Origin of the sequence: Halomonas caseinilytica (assembly GCF_001662305.1) — a bacterium.
GTDB classification, from domain to species: Bacteria; Pseudomonadota; Gammaproteobacteria; order Pseudomonadales; family Halomonadaceae; genus Halomonas; species Halomonas caseinilytica.
Window position 1 is genome coordinate 295,634 of the sequence record NZ_BDEP01000016.1, and the last position, 18,243, is coordinate 313,876.

The 18,243-nt window shown below is 65.7% G+C and carries 19 protein-coding genes; 8 read left to right on the top strand and 11 right to left on the bottom strand.

Annotation, left to right across the window (positions count from 1 at the left end):
- Positions 1 to 13 precede the first annotated feature (13 nt).
- Positions 14 to 1,420: a MocR-like ectoine utilization transcription factor EhuR gene (gene ehuR, locus A9O65_RS11335; RefSeq protein WP_064699536.1), complete on the bottom strand. Its 1,407-nt coding sequence runs from the start codon at positions 1,418 to 1,420 to the stop codon at positions 14 to 16.
- A 208-nt stretch (positions 1,421 to 1,628) separates the two neighbouring features.
- Here ehuR and doeA point away from each other — a divergent pair, with 208 nt between their 5' ends.
- From doeA to A9O65_RS11375, 8 genes are all read left to right on the top strand, one after another.
- Positions 1,629 to 2,828 (top strand): ectoine hydrolase DoeA, encoded by a 1,200-nt coding sequence (gene doeA, locus A9O65_RS11340; protein ID WP_064699535.1) that lies wholly within the window; start codon positions 1,629 to 1,631, stop codon positions 2,826 to 2,828.
- A gap of 9 nt (positions 2,829 to 2,837) precedes the next feature.
- A complete protein-coding gene (doeB, locus tag A9O65_RS11345; protein ID WP_064699534.1) occupies positions 2,838 to 3,866 on the top strand; it encodes a N(2)-acetyl-L-2,4-diaminobutanoate deacetylase DoeB in 1,029 nt (342 codons plus the stop codon).
- 22 nt (positions 3,867 to 3,888) lie between these two features.
- Positions 3,889 to 4,365, top strand: coding sequence for an Lrp/AsnC family transcriptional regulator (locus tag A9O65_RS11350; protein ID WP_064699533.1), 477 nt, complete (start codon positions 3,889 to 3,891; stop codon positions 4,363 to 4,365).
- Between the two features lie 191 nt (positions 4,366 to 4,556).
- The gene (locus A9O65_RS11355; RefSeq protein ID WP_064699532.1) at positions 4,557 to 6,038 is read left to right on the top strand and encodes an NAD-dependent succinate-semialdehyde dehydrogenase; all 1,482 of its coding nucleotides are present in this window, start codon (positions 4,557 to 4,559) and stop codon (positions 6,036 to 6,038) included.
- A 237-nt stretch (positions 6,039 to 6,275) separates the two neighbouring features.
- Complete coding sequence (locus A9O65_RS11360; protein ID WP_064699531.1) at positions 6,276 to 7,685, top strand: aspartate aminotransferase family protein; 1,410 nt, start codon at positions 6,276 to 6,278, stop codon at positions 7,683 to 7,685.
- A 113-nt stretch (positions 7,686 to 7,798) separates the two neighbouring features.
- Positions 7,799 to 8,797 carry a hydroxyectoine utilization dehydratase EutB gene (gene eutB / locus A9O65_RS11365; protein ID WP_064699530.1) on the top strand — a complete coding sequence of 333 codons (999 nt, stop codon included), beginning with the start codon at positions 7,799 to 7,801 and terminating at the stop codon, positions 8,795 to 8,797.
- A 48-nt stretch (positions 8,798 to 8,845) separates the two neighbouring features.
- Positions 8,846 to 9,790 (top strand): cyclodeaminase, encoded by a 945-nt coding sequence (locus A9O65_RS11370; protein ID WP_064699529.1) that lies wholly within the window; start codon positions 8,846 to 8,848, stop codon positions 9,788 to 9,790.
- 86 nt (positions 9,791 to 9,876) lie between these two features.
- Positions 9,877 to 10,554, top strand: coding sequence for a haloacid dehalogenase type II (locus tag A9O65_RS11375; protein ID WP_064702157.1), 678 nt, complete (start codon positions 9,877 to 9,879; stop codon positions 10,552 to 10,554).
- Between the two features lie 30 nt (positions 10,555 to 10,584).
- Here A9O65_RS11375 and A9O65_RS11380 read toward each other — a convergent pair whose 3' ends face one another.
- The 10 genes from A9O65_RS11380 to A9O65_RS11425 all read right to left on the bottom strand — a co-directional run bounded on the left by A9O65_RS11380 (position 10,585) and on the right by A9O65_RS11425 (position 18,225).
- On the bottom strand, positions 10,585 to 10,794 hold the full coding sequence (locus A9O65_RS11380; RefSeq protein ID WP_064699527.1) for a zf-HC2 domain-containing protein: 210 nt from the start codon (positions 10,792 to 10,794) through the stop codon (positions 10,585 to 10,587).
- Positions 10,788 to 11,390 carry a sigma-70 family RNA polymerase sigma factor gene (locus A9O65_RS11385; protein ID WP_064699526.1) on the bottom strand — a complete coding sequence of 201 codons (603 nt, stop codon included), beginning with the start codon at positions 11,388 to 11,390 and terminating at the stop codon, positions 10,788 to 10,790. Before A9O65_RS11385 ends, A9O65_RS11380 begins: the two co-directional genes overlap by 7 nt.
- An 81-nt stretch (positions 11,391 to 11,471) precedes the next feature.
- On the bottom strand, positions 11,472 to 11,945 hold the full coding sequence (locus A9O65_RS11390; RefSeq protein WP_064702158.1) for a DoxX family protein: 474 nt from the start codon (positions 11,943 to 11,945) through the stop codon (positions 11,472 to 11,474).
- Positions 11,942 to 12,697, bottom strand: coding sequence for an HvfC/BufC N-terminal domain-containing protein (locus A9O65_RS11395; RefSeq protein WP_064702159.1), 756 nt, complete (start codon positions 12,695 to 12,697; stop codon positions 11,942 to 11,944). Before A9O65_RS11395 ends, A9O65_RS11390 begins: the two co-directional genes overlap by 4 nt.
- On the bottom strand, positions 12,694 to 13,566 hold the full coding sequence (gene bufB, locus A9O65_RS11400; protein ID WP_064699524.1) for an MNIO family bufferin maturase: 873 nt from the start codon (positions 13,564 to 13,566) through the stop codon (positions 12,694 to 12,696). Before bufB ends, A9O65_RS11395 begins: the two co-directional genes overlap by 4 nt.
- A gap of 64 nt (positions 13,567 to 13,630) precedes the next feature.
- Positions 13,631 to 13,924, bottom strand: coding sequence for a BufA1 family periplasmic bufferin-type metallophore (locus A9O65_RS11405; RefSeq protein WP_064699523.1), 294 nt, complete (start codon positions 13,922 to 13,924; stop codon positions 13,631 to 13,633).
- A gap of 130 nt (positions 13,925 to 14,054) precedes the next feature.
- The gene (locus tag A9O65_RS11410) at positions 14,055 to 14,687 is read right to left on the bottom strand and encodes an ATP-binding cassette domain-containing protein (RefSeq protein WP_064699522.1); all 633 of its coding nucleotides are present in this window, start codon (positions 14,685 to 14,687) and stop codon (positions 14,055 to 14,057) included.
- Entirely contained in the window at positions 14,684 to 16,390 is a 1,707-nt protein-coding gene (locus A9O65_RS11415; RefSeq protein WP_064699521.1) for an ABC transporter permease, read from the bottom strand. The genes A9O65_RS11410 and A9O65_RS11415 overlap by 4 nt, the downstream gene beginning before the upstream one ends.
- 18 nt (positions 16,391 to 16,408) lie before the next feature.
- On the bottom strand, positions 16,409 to 17,632 hold the full coding sequence (locus A9O65_RS11420; RefSeq protein ID WP_064702160.1) for an ABC transporter substrate-binding protein: 1,224 nt from the start codon (positions 17,630 to 17,632) through the stop codon (positions 16,409 to 16,411).
- Positions 17,633 to 17,820: 188 nt separating this feature from the next.
- A complete protein-coding gene (locus A9O65_RS11425) occupies positions 17,821 to 18,225 on the bottom strand; it encodes a VOC family protein (protein ID WP_064702161.1) in 405 nt (134 codons plus the stop codon).
- Between the last annotated feature and the right edge of the window lie 18 nt (positions 18,226 to 18,243).

The following is an 18,243-nucleotide window of genomic DNA, read 5'->3' on the forward strand; positions in this document are numbered from 1 at the left end:
CTGCTCCTGCTGGCTAGTAGACGAATTGCATCATGGGGGGTGGCGCCTCGTCGAGCAAGGTGACCAGGCGCTGGAGACCTTCCTCGAAGCGCTCGATGTCGGGCTCGGCACCGACGCTCAGGCGTACCCGCCGCGGGGCCGCCGTCTGTTCCACCATGAAGGGCACGGCGGTGGTGATGGCCACGCCTTCCTGTTCGGCCTGTTGCTGGAGTTCCTCGGTGCGCCAGGCAGTAGGCAAGGCCAGCCAGACATGCAGGCTGGTGGGGCGGGCGGTGTGTTCGTGACCGCTCAACAGGCGAGTGGCCAGTCGCTGGCGTTCGGCGAGCAGCTCGCGCTGTTCGCGGGCCAGGCTTTCCAGGGTGTCGTCGGCGATCCAGGCGTCGGCGATCTCGAAGATCAGTGGCGTGGCCATCCAGGTGGTGGCGCGCATGCGGGGCAGGGTGTGGTGCAGCTGCCCCCGGGGCACGCTGAGATATCCGGCTCGCAGCCCCGGCACCGCCGCCTTGGTCAGGCTGGTGACGTGAAAGCCCAGGTGCGGCACGCGTGCGGTGAGAGGCGTCAGGCCGGGAGGCTCGAGCAAGGCATGCACATCGTCCTCGATGAGCCAGACACCATGACGCTCCAGTACCTCGGCGACGGCATCGCGGCGTTCTTCGTTCATGGTGGCGCCGGTGGGATTGAGCTGTGTCGGCGTCAGGCAGACGGCGCGGGGCTTGAAGCGTCGGCAGGCGATGTCCAGGGCCTCGGGCAGCACGCCCTGGTCGTCGAGGGCCACGCCGCGCAGCTGGAAACCCAGGGTGCGGGACAGGGCAATCAGGCCATGGTCGGTCAGGGCTTCGGTCAGCACCAGGTCACCGTGCTGGACGATCGTGGAAATCGCCAGCAGCAGGCCGTGGGCGGCGCCATTGCAGAGGATTCGATCATCCGCGTCGCCGGGGACGCCGAGGCGCCGAGACAGCCATTCGCTGGCCCGTTCGCGTTGATGGGGGAGCCCGGCGATCGGGCGGCTGGCGGTGACCACCTCGGGACTGGCCTGTTCGGCGAGCTGGGCCAGGGTCTCGCGAAAGCGCAGGTGATGACCCGGCGGGCAGACCGGGTGGGCGATGGACAGGTCGATCAACGCCCCCTCGTGGCGCGGTTCGGGGTTGCGCAGATAGGCGGATTCCCGGGTATCGTCGAGGGCATTGATCCAGGTACCGCTGCCGGTACGTGCCTGGACCAGCCCCATCTTTTCGGCCTGGGCGTAGGCGCGGGAGACGGTCTGGACGCTGACGCCCAGTGTGTCGGCCAGTTGACGATGTGGCGGCAGTCGGGTGCCTGGCGTCAGCTCGCCCTGACGTATCGCCTCGGACAATGCCCGGGCGATGGCGAGGTACTTGGGGCCCGTATGGGAAAGATAGGGCGTCAGATCAATTGTCATGATTCAATAAAGCCTTTGACCGCCCGCCAATGGATGGTGATAGTATCCGATTAGCGATATTGACCGGTAATTGTCATGAGACATGTTAACAAATGTCATGACAATGACCATGGCCTCCAATGCGGTCGGCAAGTTTGCGCTATGCCCCGGTGCCTCGGGAAAAGAGGCAGTCGGATATTGGTGACATGATCGTTTGGCGAGCGATTTCATGATTCAGGTTTCATTACCCTTCACCCGTGAGGAATACGCTGGCCGGCTATGGAAGGTACGCACCGAAATGGCGAGCCGGGGTATCGACGTACTGATCATCAGCGACCCGTCCAACATGGCGTGGTTGACCGGTTACGATGGCTGGTCGTTCTATGTGCATCAGTGCGTGCTGCTCGGCCTCGAGGGCGAGCCGGTCTGGTATGGACGACGCATGGATGCCAATGGGGCGCTGCGCACCTGCTGGATAGATCCGGACAACATCACCTATTACCCGGATCACTATGTCCAGAATCCGGACATGCATCCCATGGACTACCTGGCCCAGACGATCCTGCCCGATCGCGGCTGGCACAAGGGTGTCGTGGGCATGGAAATGGACAACTATTACTTCTCGGCCAAGGCCTATCAGTGCCTGCTGAGGGAACTGCCCCATGCGCGTTTCATGGACGCCAACTCGCTCGTCAACTGGTGTCGTGCCATCAAGTCGCCCCAGGAAATCGAGTACATGCGCGTCGCCGGCAAGATCGTCGCCGGCATGCACTCGCGTATTCTCGAGGTCATAGAGCCGGGGCTGCCCAAGAGCAAGCTGGTGTCGGAGATCTACCGGGTCGGCATCGAAGGCTGGACGTCGCCCGAGGGCCAGGTATTCGGTGGCGACTATCCGGCCATCGTGCCGATGCTGCCCACCGGGCAGGATGCGGCGGCGCCTCATCTGACCTGGGACGATTCGCCGTTTCGCGAGGGCGAGGGGACCTTCTTCGAGATCGCCGGCGTCTACAAGCGCTATCACGCGCCGATGTCGCGCACCGTCTACCTGGGGCGTCCGCCGTCGGAGTTCGTGCGCGCCGAGTCGGCCCTGCTCGAGGGGATCGAGAGTGGACTGGAAGTGGCCAGGCCCGGCAATCGTACGGCCGATATCGCCATGGCATTGGGTGCGGCCATGGACAAGTACGGCTTCGACCGGGGCGGCGCACGCTGCGGCTATCCCATCGGCATCAGTTATCCGCCGGACTGGGGCGAGCGCACCATGAGCCTTCGCCCTTCCGACGAGACGATCCTCGAGCCGGGAATGACGTTTCATTTCATGCCCGGCCTGTGGGTCGAGGACTGGGGCCTCGAGATCACCGAAAGTATTCTGATCACCGAAAACGGTTGCGAGACGCTGGCCGATTTCCCGCGCCAGCTGTTCGTCAAGTAAGGAGCCCCCATGAGCAAGCAACCCGGCCCGCAACGGCCCAGCCCGATTTCCGCCACCGTCGACTTCGAGGCCGACGGTGTCCAGCATGGCTTTCTCAAGCTGCCGATTTCCAATGACGAGTCCGCCTGGGGTGCGGTAATGATTCCCGTCACCGTGGTCAAGCGTGGCGAAGGCCCCACCGCGTTGCTGACCGGCGGCAATCACGGCGACGAGTACGAGGGCATCACGGCCCTGCAGAAGCTGTCCAGCCGACTGAGGGCGGAGGATGTCCAGGGGCGGGTGATCATCGTGCCGATGATGAACACGCCCGCCTGCACGGCCGGTCGCCGGACCTCGCCGATGGATGGCGGCAACCTCAATCGCAGCTTCCCGGGAGACCCGGACGGCTCCGTCACCGAGAAGATCGCCGACTACTTCACCCGGGTGCTGGTACCGATGAGCGATGTTGTGCTCGACCTGCACTCCGGGGGGCGGACGCTGGACATCATTCCGTTCGCTGCCTCCCACGTGCTCGATGATGCCGACCAGCAGCGCCGTGCCCTGGAAGGGGCCAAGGCCTTCGGGGCGCCCTATGCCATCATGATGTTCGAGCTTGATGCCGAGGCGCTGTTCGATACTGCCGTGGAGCGCCAGGGCAAGATCTTCGTGGCCACCGAGCTGGGTGGCGGCGGCACCTCGACGCCCGAGAGCCTGGCCATCACCGAGCGCGGCATCGATAACTTCCTGGTGCACTACGGCCTGGTCGAAGGCGAGCTACAGCTGCCCGATGCGCCCCAGGTCTACCTCGACATGCCCGATGCCAGTTGCTACGTGCAGAGCGAGCACACCGGCCTGCTCGAGCTGACCGTGGCACTGGGCGAGGCGGTGACGCAGGGGCAGGTCATTGCCCGGGTCTATGACATGACCCGCAGCGGCGTGGCGCCCATCGAGTATCGCGCCGGGCGTGACGGCGTGCTGGCCGCACGGCGTTTCCCGGCCAGTGTCAACATGGGTGATACCATTGCGGTGATCGCCGAGGTCGTCGAGTCGCTCGGCTGAATACGGACAATCAGGTAGCCCCATGAAGCTCGATCGCTATGATCTGAAGATCCTCGAGATCCTGTCTCGGGACGGTCGTATCACCAAGTCGAAGCTGGCCGAGGCCATCAATCTCTCGGTCAGCCCCTGCTGGGAGCGTGTGCGACGCCTGGAAAAGGCCGGTGTCATCGAAGGCTATGGTGCCCGGCTCAATACCGACGTCCTGGTCAAGCGCACCCCGGTCTGGGTCCAGATCGAACTCAAGGCCCACAATGCCGAGAGTTTCGCGCGCTTCGAGGCGCTGGTACACGACACGCCGGAGGTGACCGAATGCGTGGCCGTCGGCGGCGGGCTCGATTATCTGGTCAAGATCGAGGCGGCCTCCATCGACACCTATCAGCGCCTGATCGACGATTGGCTGACCTCGGATGTCGGCATCGAGCGTTATTTCACCTACATCATCACCAAGACCGTCAAGCGCCCGTCGGCGGGCATTTCCGCCGATGACATCGCGACATGAGACGCCACGACGTCGTGCAGAAAAAACACCAAGTCAGTCGCTCGGGAAAAAAAATCCTCATGCCTCAGGCGGCTTGCTTCGAAAAGTCCTGAACCGTCATCTCCCTTACCATGGAGGCATCACACGGCCAGCGCCGTGGTTGTCTTCATGGTCGGCGTCGCCTGGGCGTCGGCATGTCAGGGGAGGTGCTTATGACGCTGTCCAACCAACTCAGCGATCTGCGACTGTTCCGTCAGTATGCCTATATCGACGGCAAGTGGACTCACGGCGATAACGGCCGTGAGGAAGCTGTCTTCGATCCGGCCACCGGTGAGGCCATCGGCCATATCCCGGTGCTGGAATCCGAGCAGATCCGGGGCGCGGTGGACGCCGCCGAGGCGGCTTTCGTGCAATGGCGCGCGCTGCGCGCCGACGAGCGCTGCGAGCGCCTGCTGGCCTGGTATGACCTGTTGCAGGCCAACCGCGAAGATCTGGCTACCATCATGACCCTGGAGCAGGGCAAGCCCCTGCCCGACGCCCGTGGCGAGGTCGAGTACGGAGCCAGCTTCGTGCGCTGGTTCGCCGAGGAGGGCAAGCGTACCTTCGGTGATACCATCCCCAGCCATATTCCCAATGCCGCCCTCGGTACCATCAAGGAACCGGTGGGCATCGCCGCGCTGATCACGCCTTGGAACTTCCCGCTGGCGATGATCACCCGCAAGGCCGCCGCCGCCATGGCCGCCGGTTGCCCGGTGATCGTCAAGCCGGCCCACGAGACTCCTTACTCGGCGCTGGCACTGGCCGAACTGGCCGAGCGCGCCGGTATTCCCGCCGGGGTCTTCAACGTGGTGCTGGGTGATGCCCCCGAGGTGTCGAAGCTGCTGTGCGATGACGAGCGCATCAAGGCGCTGTCCTTCACCGGCTCCACCCGGGTCGGCCGTCTGCTGCTGGAGCAGAGTGCGAACACCGTCAAGCGCGTGTCGCTCGAGCTCGGCGGCAATGCCCCCTTCATCGTGGGGCCGGACATGGATCCTCGGGAAGCGGCCTTCGCGGCGGTGGCGGCCAAGTTCCAGACTGCCGGCCAGGACTGCCTGGCGGCCAACCGCATCCTGGTTCACGAGTCGATCCATGACGAGTTCGTGGCACAGTTCGCCGAGCGCATGGCGGCGTTGACCGTGGGCAACGGCCTGGAAAGCGAAGTGGACCTGGGGCCGCTGATCCACCGCCAGGCGGTCGAGAAAGCCTCGGCCATCGTCGACGATGCGCTGTCTCGCGGGGCTACCCTGGTGGCGGGCGACCAGCGCGAGGCGCCCGGTCCGAATTTCTTCATGCCGACCCTGCTCACCGGCGTGACGCCGCAGATGCAGGTGTGGCGCGAGGAGAACTTCGCACCGGTGGCGGGCATCACGTCCTATCGCGACGACGACGACGTCATCGAGATGGCCAACGATACCGAGTACGGCCTGGCGGCCTATGTCTACACCCACGACATCCGCCGCATCTGGAAGCTGCTGCGGGCGCTGGAGTACGGCATGGTCTCGGTCAACTCGGTGAAGATGACCGGCCCCCCGGTGCCCTTTGGCGGCGTCAAGCAGTCGGGGCTGGGTCGCGAGGGCGGTGTGACCGGTATCGATGAGTATCTGGAGACGAAGTATTACTGCTTGGGTGCCCTGGGCTCCGTTTCCGGGAGCTGAGCATGCGGCGCTCGGTCAGGCGGTGTTAAAAATTGGCTCAAGCTGCTCATTTACTCAATGTAAACTCCGCTTTTTCGCCGATTTTTGCCTTGCCTGACCATCGCTCCTCGCAGAGCTCTTTCGCCTGGAGTACTGCGTAACCTGCTGCCGAATCGCCGATCCCAGGAATCGCCGGGACAAACCGAATTCGATGAACCTTCTCTCCGGCGGAGCCGGGGGGCCTTACTGGAGAAGCGCATGACCACGCACAAGGATCTGATCGATCGCGATCGCAAGGTAACCTTCCACGCCTCCACGCACCTGCGCGACTTCGCCCAGGGCGACGCACCGGGCCGCGTGATCACCGGCGGCAAGGGCATCAAGATCGTCGACAAGGACGGCCGCGAGTTCATCGACGGCTTTGCCGGCCTGTACTGCGTCAACATCGGCTATGGCCGCAGCGAGGTCGCCGAGGCGATCTACCAGCAGGCCCTGGAAATGTCCTATTACCATACCTATGTGGGGCACTCCAACGAGCCGCAGATCGCGCTTTCCGAGAAGATCCTCGAGCTGGCCGGTCCCGGCATGTCCAAGGTCTACTACGGCATGTCCGGCAGCGATGCCAACGAGACCCAGCTCAAGATCGTGCGCTACTACAACAACGTGCTCGGCCGCCCGCAGAAGAAGAAGGTCATCTCGCGGATGCGCGGCTATCACGGCTCCGGCATCGCCTCTGGCTCGCTGACCGGGCTGAAGGCATTCCACGATCATTTCGATCTGCCGATCGAGACGATCCGCCACACCGAGGCGCCGTACTACTATCATCGCGCCGCGGAGCAGGAAGGCATGACCGAGCGGGAGTTCTCCAAGCATTGTGCCGCCAAGCTGGAGGAGATGATCCTGTCCGAAGGACCGGACACCGTGGCCGCCTTCATCGGCGAGCCGGTACTCGGCACCGGTGGCATCGTGCCGCCGCCCGAAGGGTACTGGGACGAGATCCAGGCGGTGCTGGCCAAGTATGACGTGCTGCTGATCGCCGACGAGGTGGTGTGCGGCTTCGGTCGCACGGGCAGCGACTTCGGCAGCCATCACTACGGTATCAAGCCAGACCTGATCACCATCGCCAAGGGCCTGACCAGCGCCTATCAGCCGCTTTCCGGCGTGATCGTCGGCGACCGTGTATGGGAAGTGCTCGAGCAGGGAACCGGCGAGTACGGCCCGATCGGTCACGGCTGGACCTACTCCGGCCATGCCCTGGGCTGTGCCGCCGGGCTGGCCAACCTGGCGATCATCGAGCGCGAGGGCCTCACCGCCAACGCCGCTGAGACCGGCGCTTACCTGCAGGAGCGCATGAAGGCCACCTTCGCCGATCATCCGGTCGTCGGCCAGGTGCGTGGCGTGGGCATGATGGCGGCGCTGGAGTTCTCCGCCGACCCGGCGGCGCGTCGTCACTTCGATCCGTCCCTCAAGGTCGGGCCGCGCATGTCCGCCGCCGCCCTAGAGGAAGATCTGATCGCACGTGCCATGCCGCAGGGCGACATCCTCGGCTTTGCGCCGCCGCTGACCACCACGCGCGAGGAAGTCGACGAGATCGTCGCGCGCACCGAGCGGGCGGTGAACAAGGTGACCGATGCGCTGACGCGGGAAGGTGCCATCCAGGCCGCCTGAAGCTGTTGCAAGCGTTGAAGGTCACTGCGATGTGACGATAATCGCCGTAGGGTTTTCCCTGCGGCGATTGTGTCTTGGTGTTGCATGACCCTCGAGGAGAGAGGAGAGGTGAGATGTCGCAGCCATCGCATGGCGTGACGCTGGCCGGGATCTACGCGGCGCGTCGGCGCATCGCCGGGCAGGCGGTACGCACGCCGCTGGTGTGCGCCGAGACCCTATCGCGGCGCTTCGAGGCCGAGATCCTGCTCAAGCTGGAGACCCTGCAACCCACCGGCGCCTTCAAGCTGCGTGGCGTCGCCAACATGATCGCGGCCTTGCTGGAACGCCACGGCCGCGAGGCGCTGACGGCAGGCGTGACCACCGCATCCACCGGCAATCATGGCCGGGCGGTGGCCTATGCCGCCTCGTGGCTAGGCGTGCCAGCGGTGATCTGCCTGTCGCGGCGGGTGCCCGACAATAAGGTTGCGGCCATCGAGGCCCTGGGCGCCGAGGTGCGGCGCGTCGGCGACAGCCAGGACGAAGCCTCCGACGAAGTCGCGCGACTGGTGGCCGAGAGTGGCATGGTCGCGATTCCTCCTTTCGACGATCCCTTGATCGCCGCCGGTCAGGGGACCATTGGCCTGGAACTGATGGAGGACGCGCCGGATCTCGACCACGTTCTGGTGGGGCTTTCCGGCGGCGGCCTGCTGGGCGGCATCGGCGCAGCCCTCAAGGCGATCCGTCCGTCGCTGGAAGTGACCGGTGTGAGTCTGTCGCAAGGCGCGGCGATGCATGACAGCCTGCTGGCCGGCCATCCGGTGGCAGTCGAGGAGGTCGAAAGCCTCGGCGATTCGCTGGGCGGTGGCATCGGGCTGGACAATCGCTGCACCTTCGCGTTGGTACGCGAGGTCATGGATTCACACTGGCGAGTCTCGGAACGCGCCATTGCCACGGCCATGGTCGAATTGCTCGAACACGAGAAACTGCTCGTCGAGGGTGCCGCCGCCGTGGGATTGGCGGCCCTGAATGAACATGACCTGGACGTGCGGGGGCGCAAGGTAGCGCTGGTGCTCTCCGGTAACGCCGTGTCGCTGGAGGCGCTTGATCGTGCCCGTGCCCTGGCGGGACGATGAGCGTCGGCGTTGTGCCATTCGTTCTTCACGCTTCCCGGGAGGTTTTCCATGCAGCTCTATCAGCGCGATGCCATTGCCCGAGCCGTCACCCTCGATCGTGATGCGCTGGCGGCGGTGGAGGCTGGGTTTGCCGCTCTTGGCCGGGGCGAGGTGGTGCAGCCGCCGATCCTGTCCATGGCCATCGAGGAGGCCAACGGTGAGGTCGACGTCAAGACGGCGCACATTCGTGGCGCCGAGCGCTTTGCCATCAAGGTCAGCCCGGGATTCTTCGACAATCCCAGGCTCGGCCTGCCAAGCCTCAATGGCCTGATGATGGTGTTCTCCGCCAGGACAGGCCTGGTGGAGGCGGTGCTCTTCGACGAAGGCTATCTGACCATGATCCGGACCGCTCTGGCCGGTGCCATCGCCGCCAAGCACCTGGCCAGGGAGAACAGCCATCGCGTGGCCGTGCTCGGTGCCGGCGAGCAGGCAGAGCGACAGGTGGAAGCCTTGCGGCTGGTGCGTGACATCCGAGTCGTCGATGTCTGGGCTCGGCGTCGGGAAGCCGCCGAGGCGTATGCCGAGGCGCTGCGCGGTCGTGGTCTGGAGGTCAATGTGCACACGGATGTGCCGGCGGCCTGCGAACGGGCCGACATCATCGTCACCACCACGCCGTCTCGGGAGCCGCTGCTGCAGGCTCGAGACCTGCCGGAGGGCGTGCACGTCACGGCGATGGGTTCCGACAGTCCCGGCAAGCGCGAACTGGACACGTCCTTGCTGACTCGTGCCGATGCCTTCGTCTGCGATACACGGGCTCAGAGCGAGGCCAATGGCGAACTCAAGGCCTTCGCCGGCCATGAAACGCCTTTCAAGGTTCACGAGCTGGGACAGGTGATCGCGGCTCGCGAGATGCTGCGGCTGTCGGACGCCACCATCACGGTCTGCGACCTCACCGGCACCGGCGTGCAGGATACGGCCATCGCCGATTACGCCTTGTCCCGGCTGTCGGGCTAGGGGCGCTCGGGCTTGCCGACGATGGGCAAAGGGACCAATCTTGAAGCCGAGGATGTCTGCATCAACCCCTTGTCGAGGAGAGCGTGATGAGCCGACGCGTACTGGCCTTCGATGTCTATGGCACCCTGATCGATACGCATGGCGTGGTCGCCGAGTTGCAGACCCGCCTGGGGGATCCGTCCACGGCGATGGAGTTCTCGCGGCGCTGGCGCGACAAGCAGCTGGAGTACAGCTTCCGACGCGGGCTGATGGGCGCTTACGTGGACTTCGCGCGCTGTACCCGGGAGGCGCTGGACTTCATCGACCGGGCGCTGGGCGTCGGCTTGTCCGATACCGACAAGGAACATCTGATGGGCGCCTATGCGAGCCTGCCGGCCTTCGCCGATGCGAGAACGGCACTGGCCCGTCTCGCCGAGACCGGCATCACTTGCGTGGCCTTTTCCAACGGCAGTCGGCAGGCGGTGGCCGGGCTGCTCGAAGGTGCCGGGCTGAGCGAGTACTTCGCTGATATCGTCAGCGTCGAGGAGGTCAGACGCTTCAAGCCGGACCCGGCGGTCTATGCCTACCTGCGCCAGCGTCTCGAAGTCGAGCCCGGTGATACCTGGTTGATTTCCAGCAATGCCTTCGATGTCATCGGCGCGCGCCATGCCGGGCTGCATGCCGCCTGGGTCCGTCGCAGTCCGGAGGCCCCCTTCGATTCCTGGGGCATCGATCCCGACATCACGGTTTCCGATCTCGAGGGATTGGCCGACTACCTGAACTAGATGAGGCGGGCCTTGGCGTGAGGCCGCCATTCAGTGTCGAGGGGCGTCGTCGGTCGTCCGGTCTTCCGTCGGCGGCTCGAAGCGTCGCCCCGCGTGGTGCAACAACTCGAACTGGCGATCACACTCGCGGCAGGCGCTGCACATCGTCAGGTGAAAGCGTAGCGAGAAGCGCTCGCGAAGTGTCAGGGGACGATCCCGCTTCATTGACATCAGTCGGGTCGCGTCCTTGCACATCAGCATGGGTGAGTCTCCTTCAACCAGCCACTTTCGATGCAGGTGCGCAGTCTCAGTCGAGCGCGGTGCAGCATCACCCAGCAGTTGCTTTCCCGGATGCCGACTTCGCGGCAGATGTCGCGGGTGGAGAGTCCCATCAGTTCACGCAGCGAGAAGACGCGTGCGAGGTTGTCCGGCAAGCCGATCATGCAGGCATCGAAGACCTGCCAGAAGGCTTCGTTCTCGAAGGTTGCCTCGGGCTCTCCCCAGGCGCTTGGACGGGCGTGTTGCTCCCACCGCCCGTTCCGCTGGAAGAGCCGATCGACGACCTCGTCGCTGGCCTCGTTCTCCATGGGCTGCCACTGTCCGCTTTGCTGCTGGGCCCGCAGGGCGTCGAGCAGCTTGTGCTTGAGGATGCCGAACACCCAGGTTTCGTAGCCGGAGCGTCCGGAGAAGGCGTCGCTCTTTTCCATGGCGGTCACCAGGGTGTCCTGGACGGTATCCTCGGCCTGGGTCTTGTCGCGCAGATGCAGCAGGGCGAAGGACACCAGACGGGGCCGCACGGCCTCGAGGCGTCGGCGATAGCGTGTCGCATCGGCAAGGCTCTCGGTGCTGTCGTTCACGTGTCTCCCCCTGTCGCGGGTTGTCATCGGGCCGTTCGGCCTTGTCTTCCCTGCATCGACAAGGGTATATGAATCCTGTCTTCAACGCCGATGGGCTGCTTCGGTCAGCCAGGCGTTCACCAGCCAGTCCAGGGACAGGCGACCCGGGCCGCGTAGTATCAGGGTCAGCAGGCTGCCGGCCCAGAGGCCGTGGGTGATCCAGGCGTCGGGATAGACGAAGGTCTGGATCACCAGCGTCATGAACAGCAGCCCCGTGGCGGTGAGGCGGGTAGCGAGACCGCCCCACAACGCCAGTGACAGGCTGAACTCGGCAAGCGTGGCCAGATAGGCCGCCAGGGCCGGGGGAATCAGTGGCAGATCGTATTCGTTTTCGAACAGAAAGAAGGTGCTTTGCGTGATGCCGCTGGCATCCACCTTGGTCAGGGCGGAAAGGAAGAAGACGCTGCCAAGGACGACACGCATCAGCAGCAGCACGGCATCCAGGGAGCGACGATCCAGCCATGGGACCAGGTGGTGATAATAGCCCCTCAGGGGCTTGAGCAGGGGCGATGTCATGGCGTGACCTCCTCGTGGCGGGACAACGTCAAGGCACCGAGGCCGAGCAGGGTGCCAAGCGCTTCGCCGGCTTCCTCCGGGTCGTGGCGTCGGCCGCAGTCTGTCAGGGCATCGCCGAGCGTCACTCGTGTCGCGAGCGCGTGATAGAGCGCTCCACAGGCCGGTGTGACCGACTGGATGTCAACGTTTCGGCCACGCCGCACCAACAGCCAGTGCCATCTGCCCGGCGCCCCGACGCCGGCTCTCGCTTCGCCGCGCTCCAGGGCCCGCCACAAGCCGAGCACATCGTGGCAGCCGATCAGGTGGCGGGTGGCAGGACAAGGCGAGCACGCAAGGGCACCGGGATCGGGCGAGCGGGCCAGTGCCTCGGCGTCCAGCGGCGTGGCATCGGCGGCATGGCTGACATCGAGCCGAGCGCGTTCGAGGCGGCAGATGTCGATGACATACGGGTAGTCGGCCAGCGTCGGCAGGCTGTCGAGCATGTCGGCAAAGTGGTTCCCGTAGTGGACCAGGCGGGGCTCGTCGGGAAGGTGTCGACGCACGTAGTCGCTTGCCACGGCGGTGAAGAAGCGTTCGCCCAGCAGTGTCCGGGTATGCGGAAAGGTGCTGGACAGCGCCTCGATCAGGCTTTTCCGGACGTTGTTGCGATAGACGTCGAGCCCCGGCTGCGGGCCAAGGTCGGGATCCGTGGCGTCGGGGGCGTGCAGGGCCTCGGCGAAGCGATGCTGCCAGTCGGCCAGGGAGATCGTCATGATATCTCCTCCATCGTGGTGGCCAGCGGGCGATGCGCGGGATGATGATGGCGCGCCAGGTCGACCTCCTCGAGCCAGCGGGACAAGGAGGGGAGGCGGGTGTCCCACTCGATCAGGGTCGGGACGTTCGGCAACCAGCGCGATAGCTGGGCATAGCGTTGCCATACGGCATCGCAGACGGGACTGCCGTGATCGTCGATGCGCAGCGGTGGAACGGCCTCGGTGTCGAGATGGTGGCCGGCGAGGTGGAATTCCCCCACGGCGGATAGCGGCAAGGCGTCCAGGTAGGCATCGAGGTCGCGCCCGAGGTTCTGGGCGCTGATGTAGGCGTTGTTGATGTCCAGCAACAGTCCGCAGCCGGTGCGTTCGACGAGCTCGGCAAGAAATTCCGCCTCGCCCAGCGTGTTGTCGAGATGCACGTAGAGACTGGGATTCTCGACCAGCAGCCGGCGGCCGAGCGCCTGTTGTGTTGCGTCGACGTGTCGAGTCACCACGGCCAGGCTCTCGCGCGTCAACGGCAGCGGCAGAAGGTCGTTGTAGACGTCTCCCTGGAGGCGACTCCAGGCGAGATGTTCCGAGACCAGTGGCGGGCGCAGCTCGTCGACCAGTTGGACGAGCCGGTGGAGGTGGGCGGTATCCAGCGGTTCGGCACTGCCCAGCGACAAGCCGACGCCATGCACCGAAAGCGGGTAGCGTTCGGTAATGGCGGCGAGGTCGTCGCGAAATGGACCGCCCGCACTCATGTGGTTCTCGGCATGCAGCTCCAGGAAATCGACGTCGGCGTGCCGGGACAGGAGTTCCGGAACGTGGCGGTGCTTGAGCCCGATGCCCTGGGCGCCGGTTGGCAGCGTGGTGGTATCCATCGGCATGTGAACCTCCTCTCGGCGACCACCATGGCCCGCGGATGCGGGCCATGAACCTTGTCATTCCGTGTCAGGGACGGTCGATCTCGGTCAGGCTGCCGTTACCGTGAGGTGTCTCGATGCTGGTGCAGGTGCCCTCCGGCACCAGCTTCCAGGCATTGCCCTGGTAGTCGACGGTGGACGTGCCGGCGCAGGTGGTGCCGGGGCCTGCCTTGCAATCGTTCTGGCCTGCCAGGGCAACGCCATAGCACTTCTCCATGGCCTGCTTGTCGGATTCCTCTTCGTCGGCGTAGGTGGTCGCCATGGCCCCGGCCTGGGCAATGGCGGTGGTAATGACGGCGGCCATCAGCATGGAATGTTTCATGGTCTGTCTCCGTGCGCGTTGTTGTGATGTGCCATCTCGCATTGCGTCGATACGTCGATGGACATCCTTTGGTCGAGACAGCCCTTCAGTCCTTACACACGTCATGCCGAAAATCGGCGATCAGGGGCTTTCACAGTTCGATGATCGGCCCGCCGGCCGCCTCGGCATCGGCACGATCATGGGTCACCATCAGAGTCGGCAGGCCATCCCGATGCACGCGTGCGAACACCAGGCGTCGCATCTCGTCGCGCAGGCCGGTGTCGAGCTTGGAGAAGGGCTCGTCCAGCAGCATGGCGCGGGGCCGGGCGAGCAGCACTCGCATCAGGGCGACCCGGGCGCGCTGGCCGCCCGAAAGGGTCGCCGGGTCGCGTTCGGCAAAGCCCGCCAGCCCGATGTCGTCGAGCGCCGTGGCCACTTCTTCTCGACGTTGCCGGCGCGAGCCGCCCGCCGGCATGCCGAAGGCCAGGTTGCCGCCTACGTCGAGGTGCGGAAACAGCAGCGGGTCCTGGAACAGCAGGCCGAGTCGCCGCTGCTCGGGCGGCAGACAGCCGAGGTCGGAGTCGCCCAGCAGGATGTGCCCCGAGGCCCGGAAGCCGAGCGGCAAAAAGCCGGCGACATGGGCCAGCAGGGTCGACTTGCCGACGCCGGACGGCCCCATCAGTGTGAGGACCTCGCCTGGGGCGACACTGGCCGAGACCTCGATCAGTGGGTGGCCGTCATGCGTGATGACGATCTCTTCCAGGCGCAGGGTGGCAGTGCTCATGCGGTGTCTCCGGACAGCATCTGGCGGCGATGTCGCCACCACAGTCGGGGCAGGGTCATGGCCAGAGTGAAGCCAATGGCGGGCAGGGCGAGCTGGAACAGGGCATAGACGGCGGTGAGGCGTCGATCGCCGCCGCTGGCCAGGTTCACCGCCTCGGTGGTCAGGGTCGTCAGGCGACCGCCGCCGAGCAGCACCGTGGGCAGATATTGGCCGACGCTGACGGCGAAGCCCACGGCACCGGCGACGAGGATCGGCGCGGTGAGCATGGGCAGGCGGATACGGAGAAAGACGTTGGCGGGCGAGGCGCCCAGGGAGGCGGCGACCTGGCGCCAGCGGGGATCCTGTCGTCGATAGCTTTCCGCCAGGGAGAGGAAGGTGTAGGGCAGCACGAACAGGGCATGGCCCAGCATCACCGCCGGCCAGCCGGCCGTCAGCCCGATCTGGGCTTGCCACTGCACGAGGCCCTGCAGGAAGGCCACCTGAGGGACCAGCAAGGGCAGGTAGAGAATCAGCTGAGCGCCGGCGCCCAGTGGGCGGCGACGATGTGTTTCGGCTTCCAGGCAGCCGAGGGTCAGCACCAGGGCGATGGCGGTGGCGGCCAGCCCGATGGTGACGGTGCTCGAAAGGGGATCGCCGAGGCCCGTGGCAGCCTGCTGCCAGGCATGCAGCGTCAGCGGCGCGGGCCAGGCTTCCGGGAAGGGCCAGTAACCGGCCAGCGACCAGAGGATGAGGCCTGCCAGGGCGGCGACCAGTACCCCGATGGCGAGCCAGGTCGTCAGGCTGCCAATGCCTCGCCCCAGGCGTTCGCCGCGCAGCCGGTGTCCATCGCGCAGCCAGCCGGCTGCCAGTCGCGAGACCAGGCGCTCGCCCAGCCACCAGATCAGCAGGGCGCCGGCGGTGACGCCGAGCTGCAGCAGTGCTCCCGCGGCGGCCTGGAAGCGCATCGCGAGGTCGGGATCGCCCAGCCAGCGCACCACGGCCACGGCCAGGGGTGGCGGCGTCGAGGGACCGAGAATCATGGCCACCTCGATGTTGGCGGTGGCGAAGACGATGACCGCGTAAAGGGGCAGACGAATCAGTGGGTAGAGGGCCGGCAACACGCCCTTGAGAAAGGCATTGATCCGCCCATAACCCAGCGCGCGTGCCATCATCAGGCGTTCGCCGGCGCGGCACTGGGGCAGGGCGGCTAGGCTCATCAGCAGCAGGAAGGGGATCTCCTTGAGCGTCAGCCCGAGTGCCAGGGCCAGGCCGAGCGAGTCCCCCGGAAACAGGTAGTCGGGCGGATAGACCCAGCCGCTGAGCCAGGGCGAGACCAGGCGACTGGCCAGGCCCGAGGGCGTCAGCAGAAAGGCCAGCCCGATGGCGGCGGCGGCGTGAGGCACCGCCAGCAGTGGCGACAGCAGGCGCCGTATCGCACCGAACGCGCGTGTCTCGAGAAAGGTGGCCAGGCACAGCGCCACGATGCCGAATGTCGCCAGGGCGCTGGCCAGTCCGGTGAACAGGCTCAGGCGAATCATGTCGACGAGGCCGGGCGTGTTGCCGAGCGCCTGCCAGTGGGCCAGAGTCCAGGTCTCGCCGCCCAGTGCCGGGTGCCAGCCGAAGGCCGGGGCGACGACGCCGGCCAGCCCCAGGAGTACCGGCAGGATCAGCAACGCCAGGGCAACGGTGGGCGCGGTGCGTATCGCGGTCACGAAGCTTGGCATCAGGGGCGCGCCCTATCGTCAGCTATCGCCATAACGTACTTGCCACTGTGCTTCCAGGGCCTCGACCCAGCTCGGATGGGGTTCGGGCAGGACGCGTTGCAATGCGTCGGGCGGTGGACTGGCGGGATGGCGGTCGCCCTCGAAGGCCTCGCGCTCGGCGGCCTCGAGGCGTCGCATGTCGAGGACGCTGGGATCGCCCCAGACATCGATATCCAGTTTGCGGGCCTGGGCCTCGGGCGACAGCAGGAAGTTGGCCAGCACCATGGCGCCGGCCTTGTGGCGCGCGTTGAAGGGAATCGCCACGAAATGGACATTGCCCAGGGTGCCACCTTCCAGCACATAGCTGCGAGTGCTGGGCGGCAACTGATGATCGGTCACGGCGGCGGCCGGCTCGGCCGGATTGAAGGTGAAGGCCAGCGACAGCTCGCCATCGCCCATCAGGCGCTTGAGTTCGGGGCCGCCGGAGGGAAAGTGTCGCCCCTGGCGCCAGAGATGAGGATGCAGGGCATCGAGATAGTCCCAGAGCGGTGCCATCACGGCGTCGACGTCGTGACGCGAGGCCGGTTCGGCCAGCACTGACGGTGCTTCGACCTGCGAGAGCAGTACCTGCTTGAGGAAGGTGGTGCCAAGGAAATCGGGCACCAGGGGGTAGGTGAAGCGACCGGGATGTTCGCGGGCCCAGGACAACAGCTCCGACATGTTGCGTGGCGGCGTCTCGAGCCGTTCAGCGTCGTAGTAGAAGGTCAACTGCGCCTTGCCCCAGGGCGACTCGTAGCCTTCGGTTGGCAGGGTGAAGTCGGTGAGCACCTCGGGGTTGTCGTCGGGAGCCGTCAGCGAGAAGTTCGGCAACCGGCGCGCGAAGGGGCCGAAAAGCAGGTCGCGTTCCTTCATGGCGGCGAAATTCTCGCCATTGATCCACAGCAGGTCGACGTTGCCCGCGTCGTCGTTGCCGGCGGCGCGCTCGGCCACGATCCGGGATATCGTCGTGGCGATGTCGTCCACCTTGACGTGCACGACGTCCAGGCCGTAACGCTCGTCCAGTCGTTCGGCCACCCAGCCGATGTAGCGATTGATGGCAGGATCGCCTCCCCAGGCGCTCCAGTAGACGGTCTGGCCGCGGGCCTTGCGCTCGATGGCGGACCAGGGTGCTTCCAGCAGCGATTGGGCGTCGGCGGCCAGGCTCGGGATGGGGGCGATCGAGGCGGTGGCCAGGGCGAGGGCAAGGACGAAACGGCGTGACATCGGCGGCATCCAGGTCGAAGGCATCCCCTGATGGTAACCGTTGCTACGCAAAGAAAAAGGGCGTCACCGCGACCGGGACGCCAAACGAGCCAGCATGCCAGGCATGCAGGGATGAGGCGGCCATGGGCCGCCACGAGAGAGCGGGTTGGCACGAGGGGCCCTTGCCACCGGGTGCCTGGAGATGCGCCTCAGGCCAGGCGCTGTCCCGAGACACTGGGATGAAACAATGGCTGGATGGTGTTGCCGTCCGGGTCCTTGCAGTAGAGGCTGCGCCCACCGTCGGCATGGTCGTGAGGGCCGCGCACCACCTCGACGCCCTGCGCCACCAGATAGTCGTGCCAGGCGTCGACATCGTCGCGCTCGTCGACGACGAAGCCGAGGTGATCGAGGCGTTGCGGATCGCCGCCGGTCTCCTGTTTGGCGCGGGCCAGGGAGAGATTGTCGTTGCCGAGCGTTAGGTAGACCAGGTCGTCGTGGGCGCGGCGCAGGATGTCCATGCCCAGGACGTCGACGTAGAAGCGCTCGCATGCCTCGAGATCCTGAACCTGCAGGGCGATATGACGCATGCCGTTGAACGGAGCGGGGCGTTGCATGAGGCCTCCTTGTGCGCG

Coding starts and splice junctions, on each gene's coding strand:
- ehuR (WP_064699536.1), bottom strand. CDS start 1,420: ATGACAATTGATCTGACGCCCTATCTTTCCCATACGGGCCCCAAGTAC.
- doeA (WP_064699535.1), top strand. CDS start 1,629: ATGATTCAGGTTTCATTACCCTTCACCCGTGAGGAATACGCTGGCCGG.
- doeB (WP_064699534.1), top strand. CDS start 2,838: ATGAGCAAGCAACCCGGCCCGCAACGGCCCAGCCCGATTTCCGCCACC.
- A9O65_RS11350 (WP_064699533.1), top strand. CDS start 3,889: ATGAAGCTCGATCGCTATGATCTGAAGATCCTCGAGATCCTGTCTCGG.
- A9O65_RS11355 (WP_064699532.1), top strand. CDS start 4,557: ATGACGCTGTCCAACCAACTCAGCGATCTGCGACTGTTCCGTCAGTAT.
- A9O65_RS11360 (WP_064699531.1), top strand. CDS start 6,276: ATGACCACGCACAAGGATCTGATCGATCGCGATCGCAAGGTAACCTTC.
- eutB (WP_064699530.1), top strand. CDS start 7,799: ATGTCGCAGCCATCGCATGGCGTGACGCTGGCCGGGATCTACGCGGCG.
- A9O65_RS11370 (WP_064699529.1), top strand. CDS start 8,846: ATGCAGCTCTATCAGCGCGATGCCATTGCCCGAGCCGTCACCCTCGAT.
- A9O65_RS11375 (WP_064702157.1), top strand. CDS start 9,877: ATGAGCCGACGCGTACTGGCCTTCGATGTCTATGGCACCCTGATCGAT.
- A9O65_RS11380 (WP_064699527.1), bottom strand. CDS start 10,794: ATGCTGATGTGCAAGGACGCGACCCGACTGATGTCAATGAAGCGGGAT.
- A9O65_RS11390 (WP_064702158.1), bottom strand. CDS start 11,945: ATGACATCGCCCCTGCTCAAGCCCCTGAGGGGCTATTATCACCACCTG.
- A9O65_RS11395 (WP_064702159.1), bottom strand. CDS start 12,697: ATGACGATCTCCCTGGCCGACTGGCAGCATCGCTTCGCCGAGGCCCTG.
- bufB (WP_064699524.1), bottom strand. CDS start 13,566: ATGCCGATGGATACCACCACGCTGCCAACCGGCGCCCAGGGCATCGGG.
- A9O65_RS11405 (WP_064699523.1), bottom strand. CDS start 13,924: ATGAAACATTCCATGCTGATGGCCGCCGTCATTACCACCGCCATTGCC.
- A9O65_RS11410 (WP_064699522.1), bottom strand. CDS start 14,687: ATGAGCACTGCCACCCTGCGCCTGGAAGAGATCGTCATCACGCATGAC.
- A9O65_RS11415 (WP_064699521.1), bottom strand. CDS start 16,390: ATGCCAAGCTTCGTGACCGCGATACGCACCGCGCCCACCGTTGCCCTG.
- A9O65_RS11420 (WP_064702160.1), bottom strand. CDS start 17,632: ATGTCACGCCGTTTCGTCCTTGCCCTCGCCCTGGCCACCGCCTCGATC.
- A9O65_RS11425 (WP_064702161.1), bottom strand. CDS start 18,225: ATGCAACGCCCCGCTCCGTTCAACGGCATGCGTCATATCGCCCTGCAG.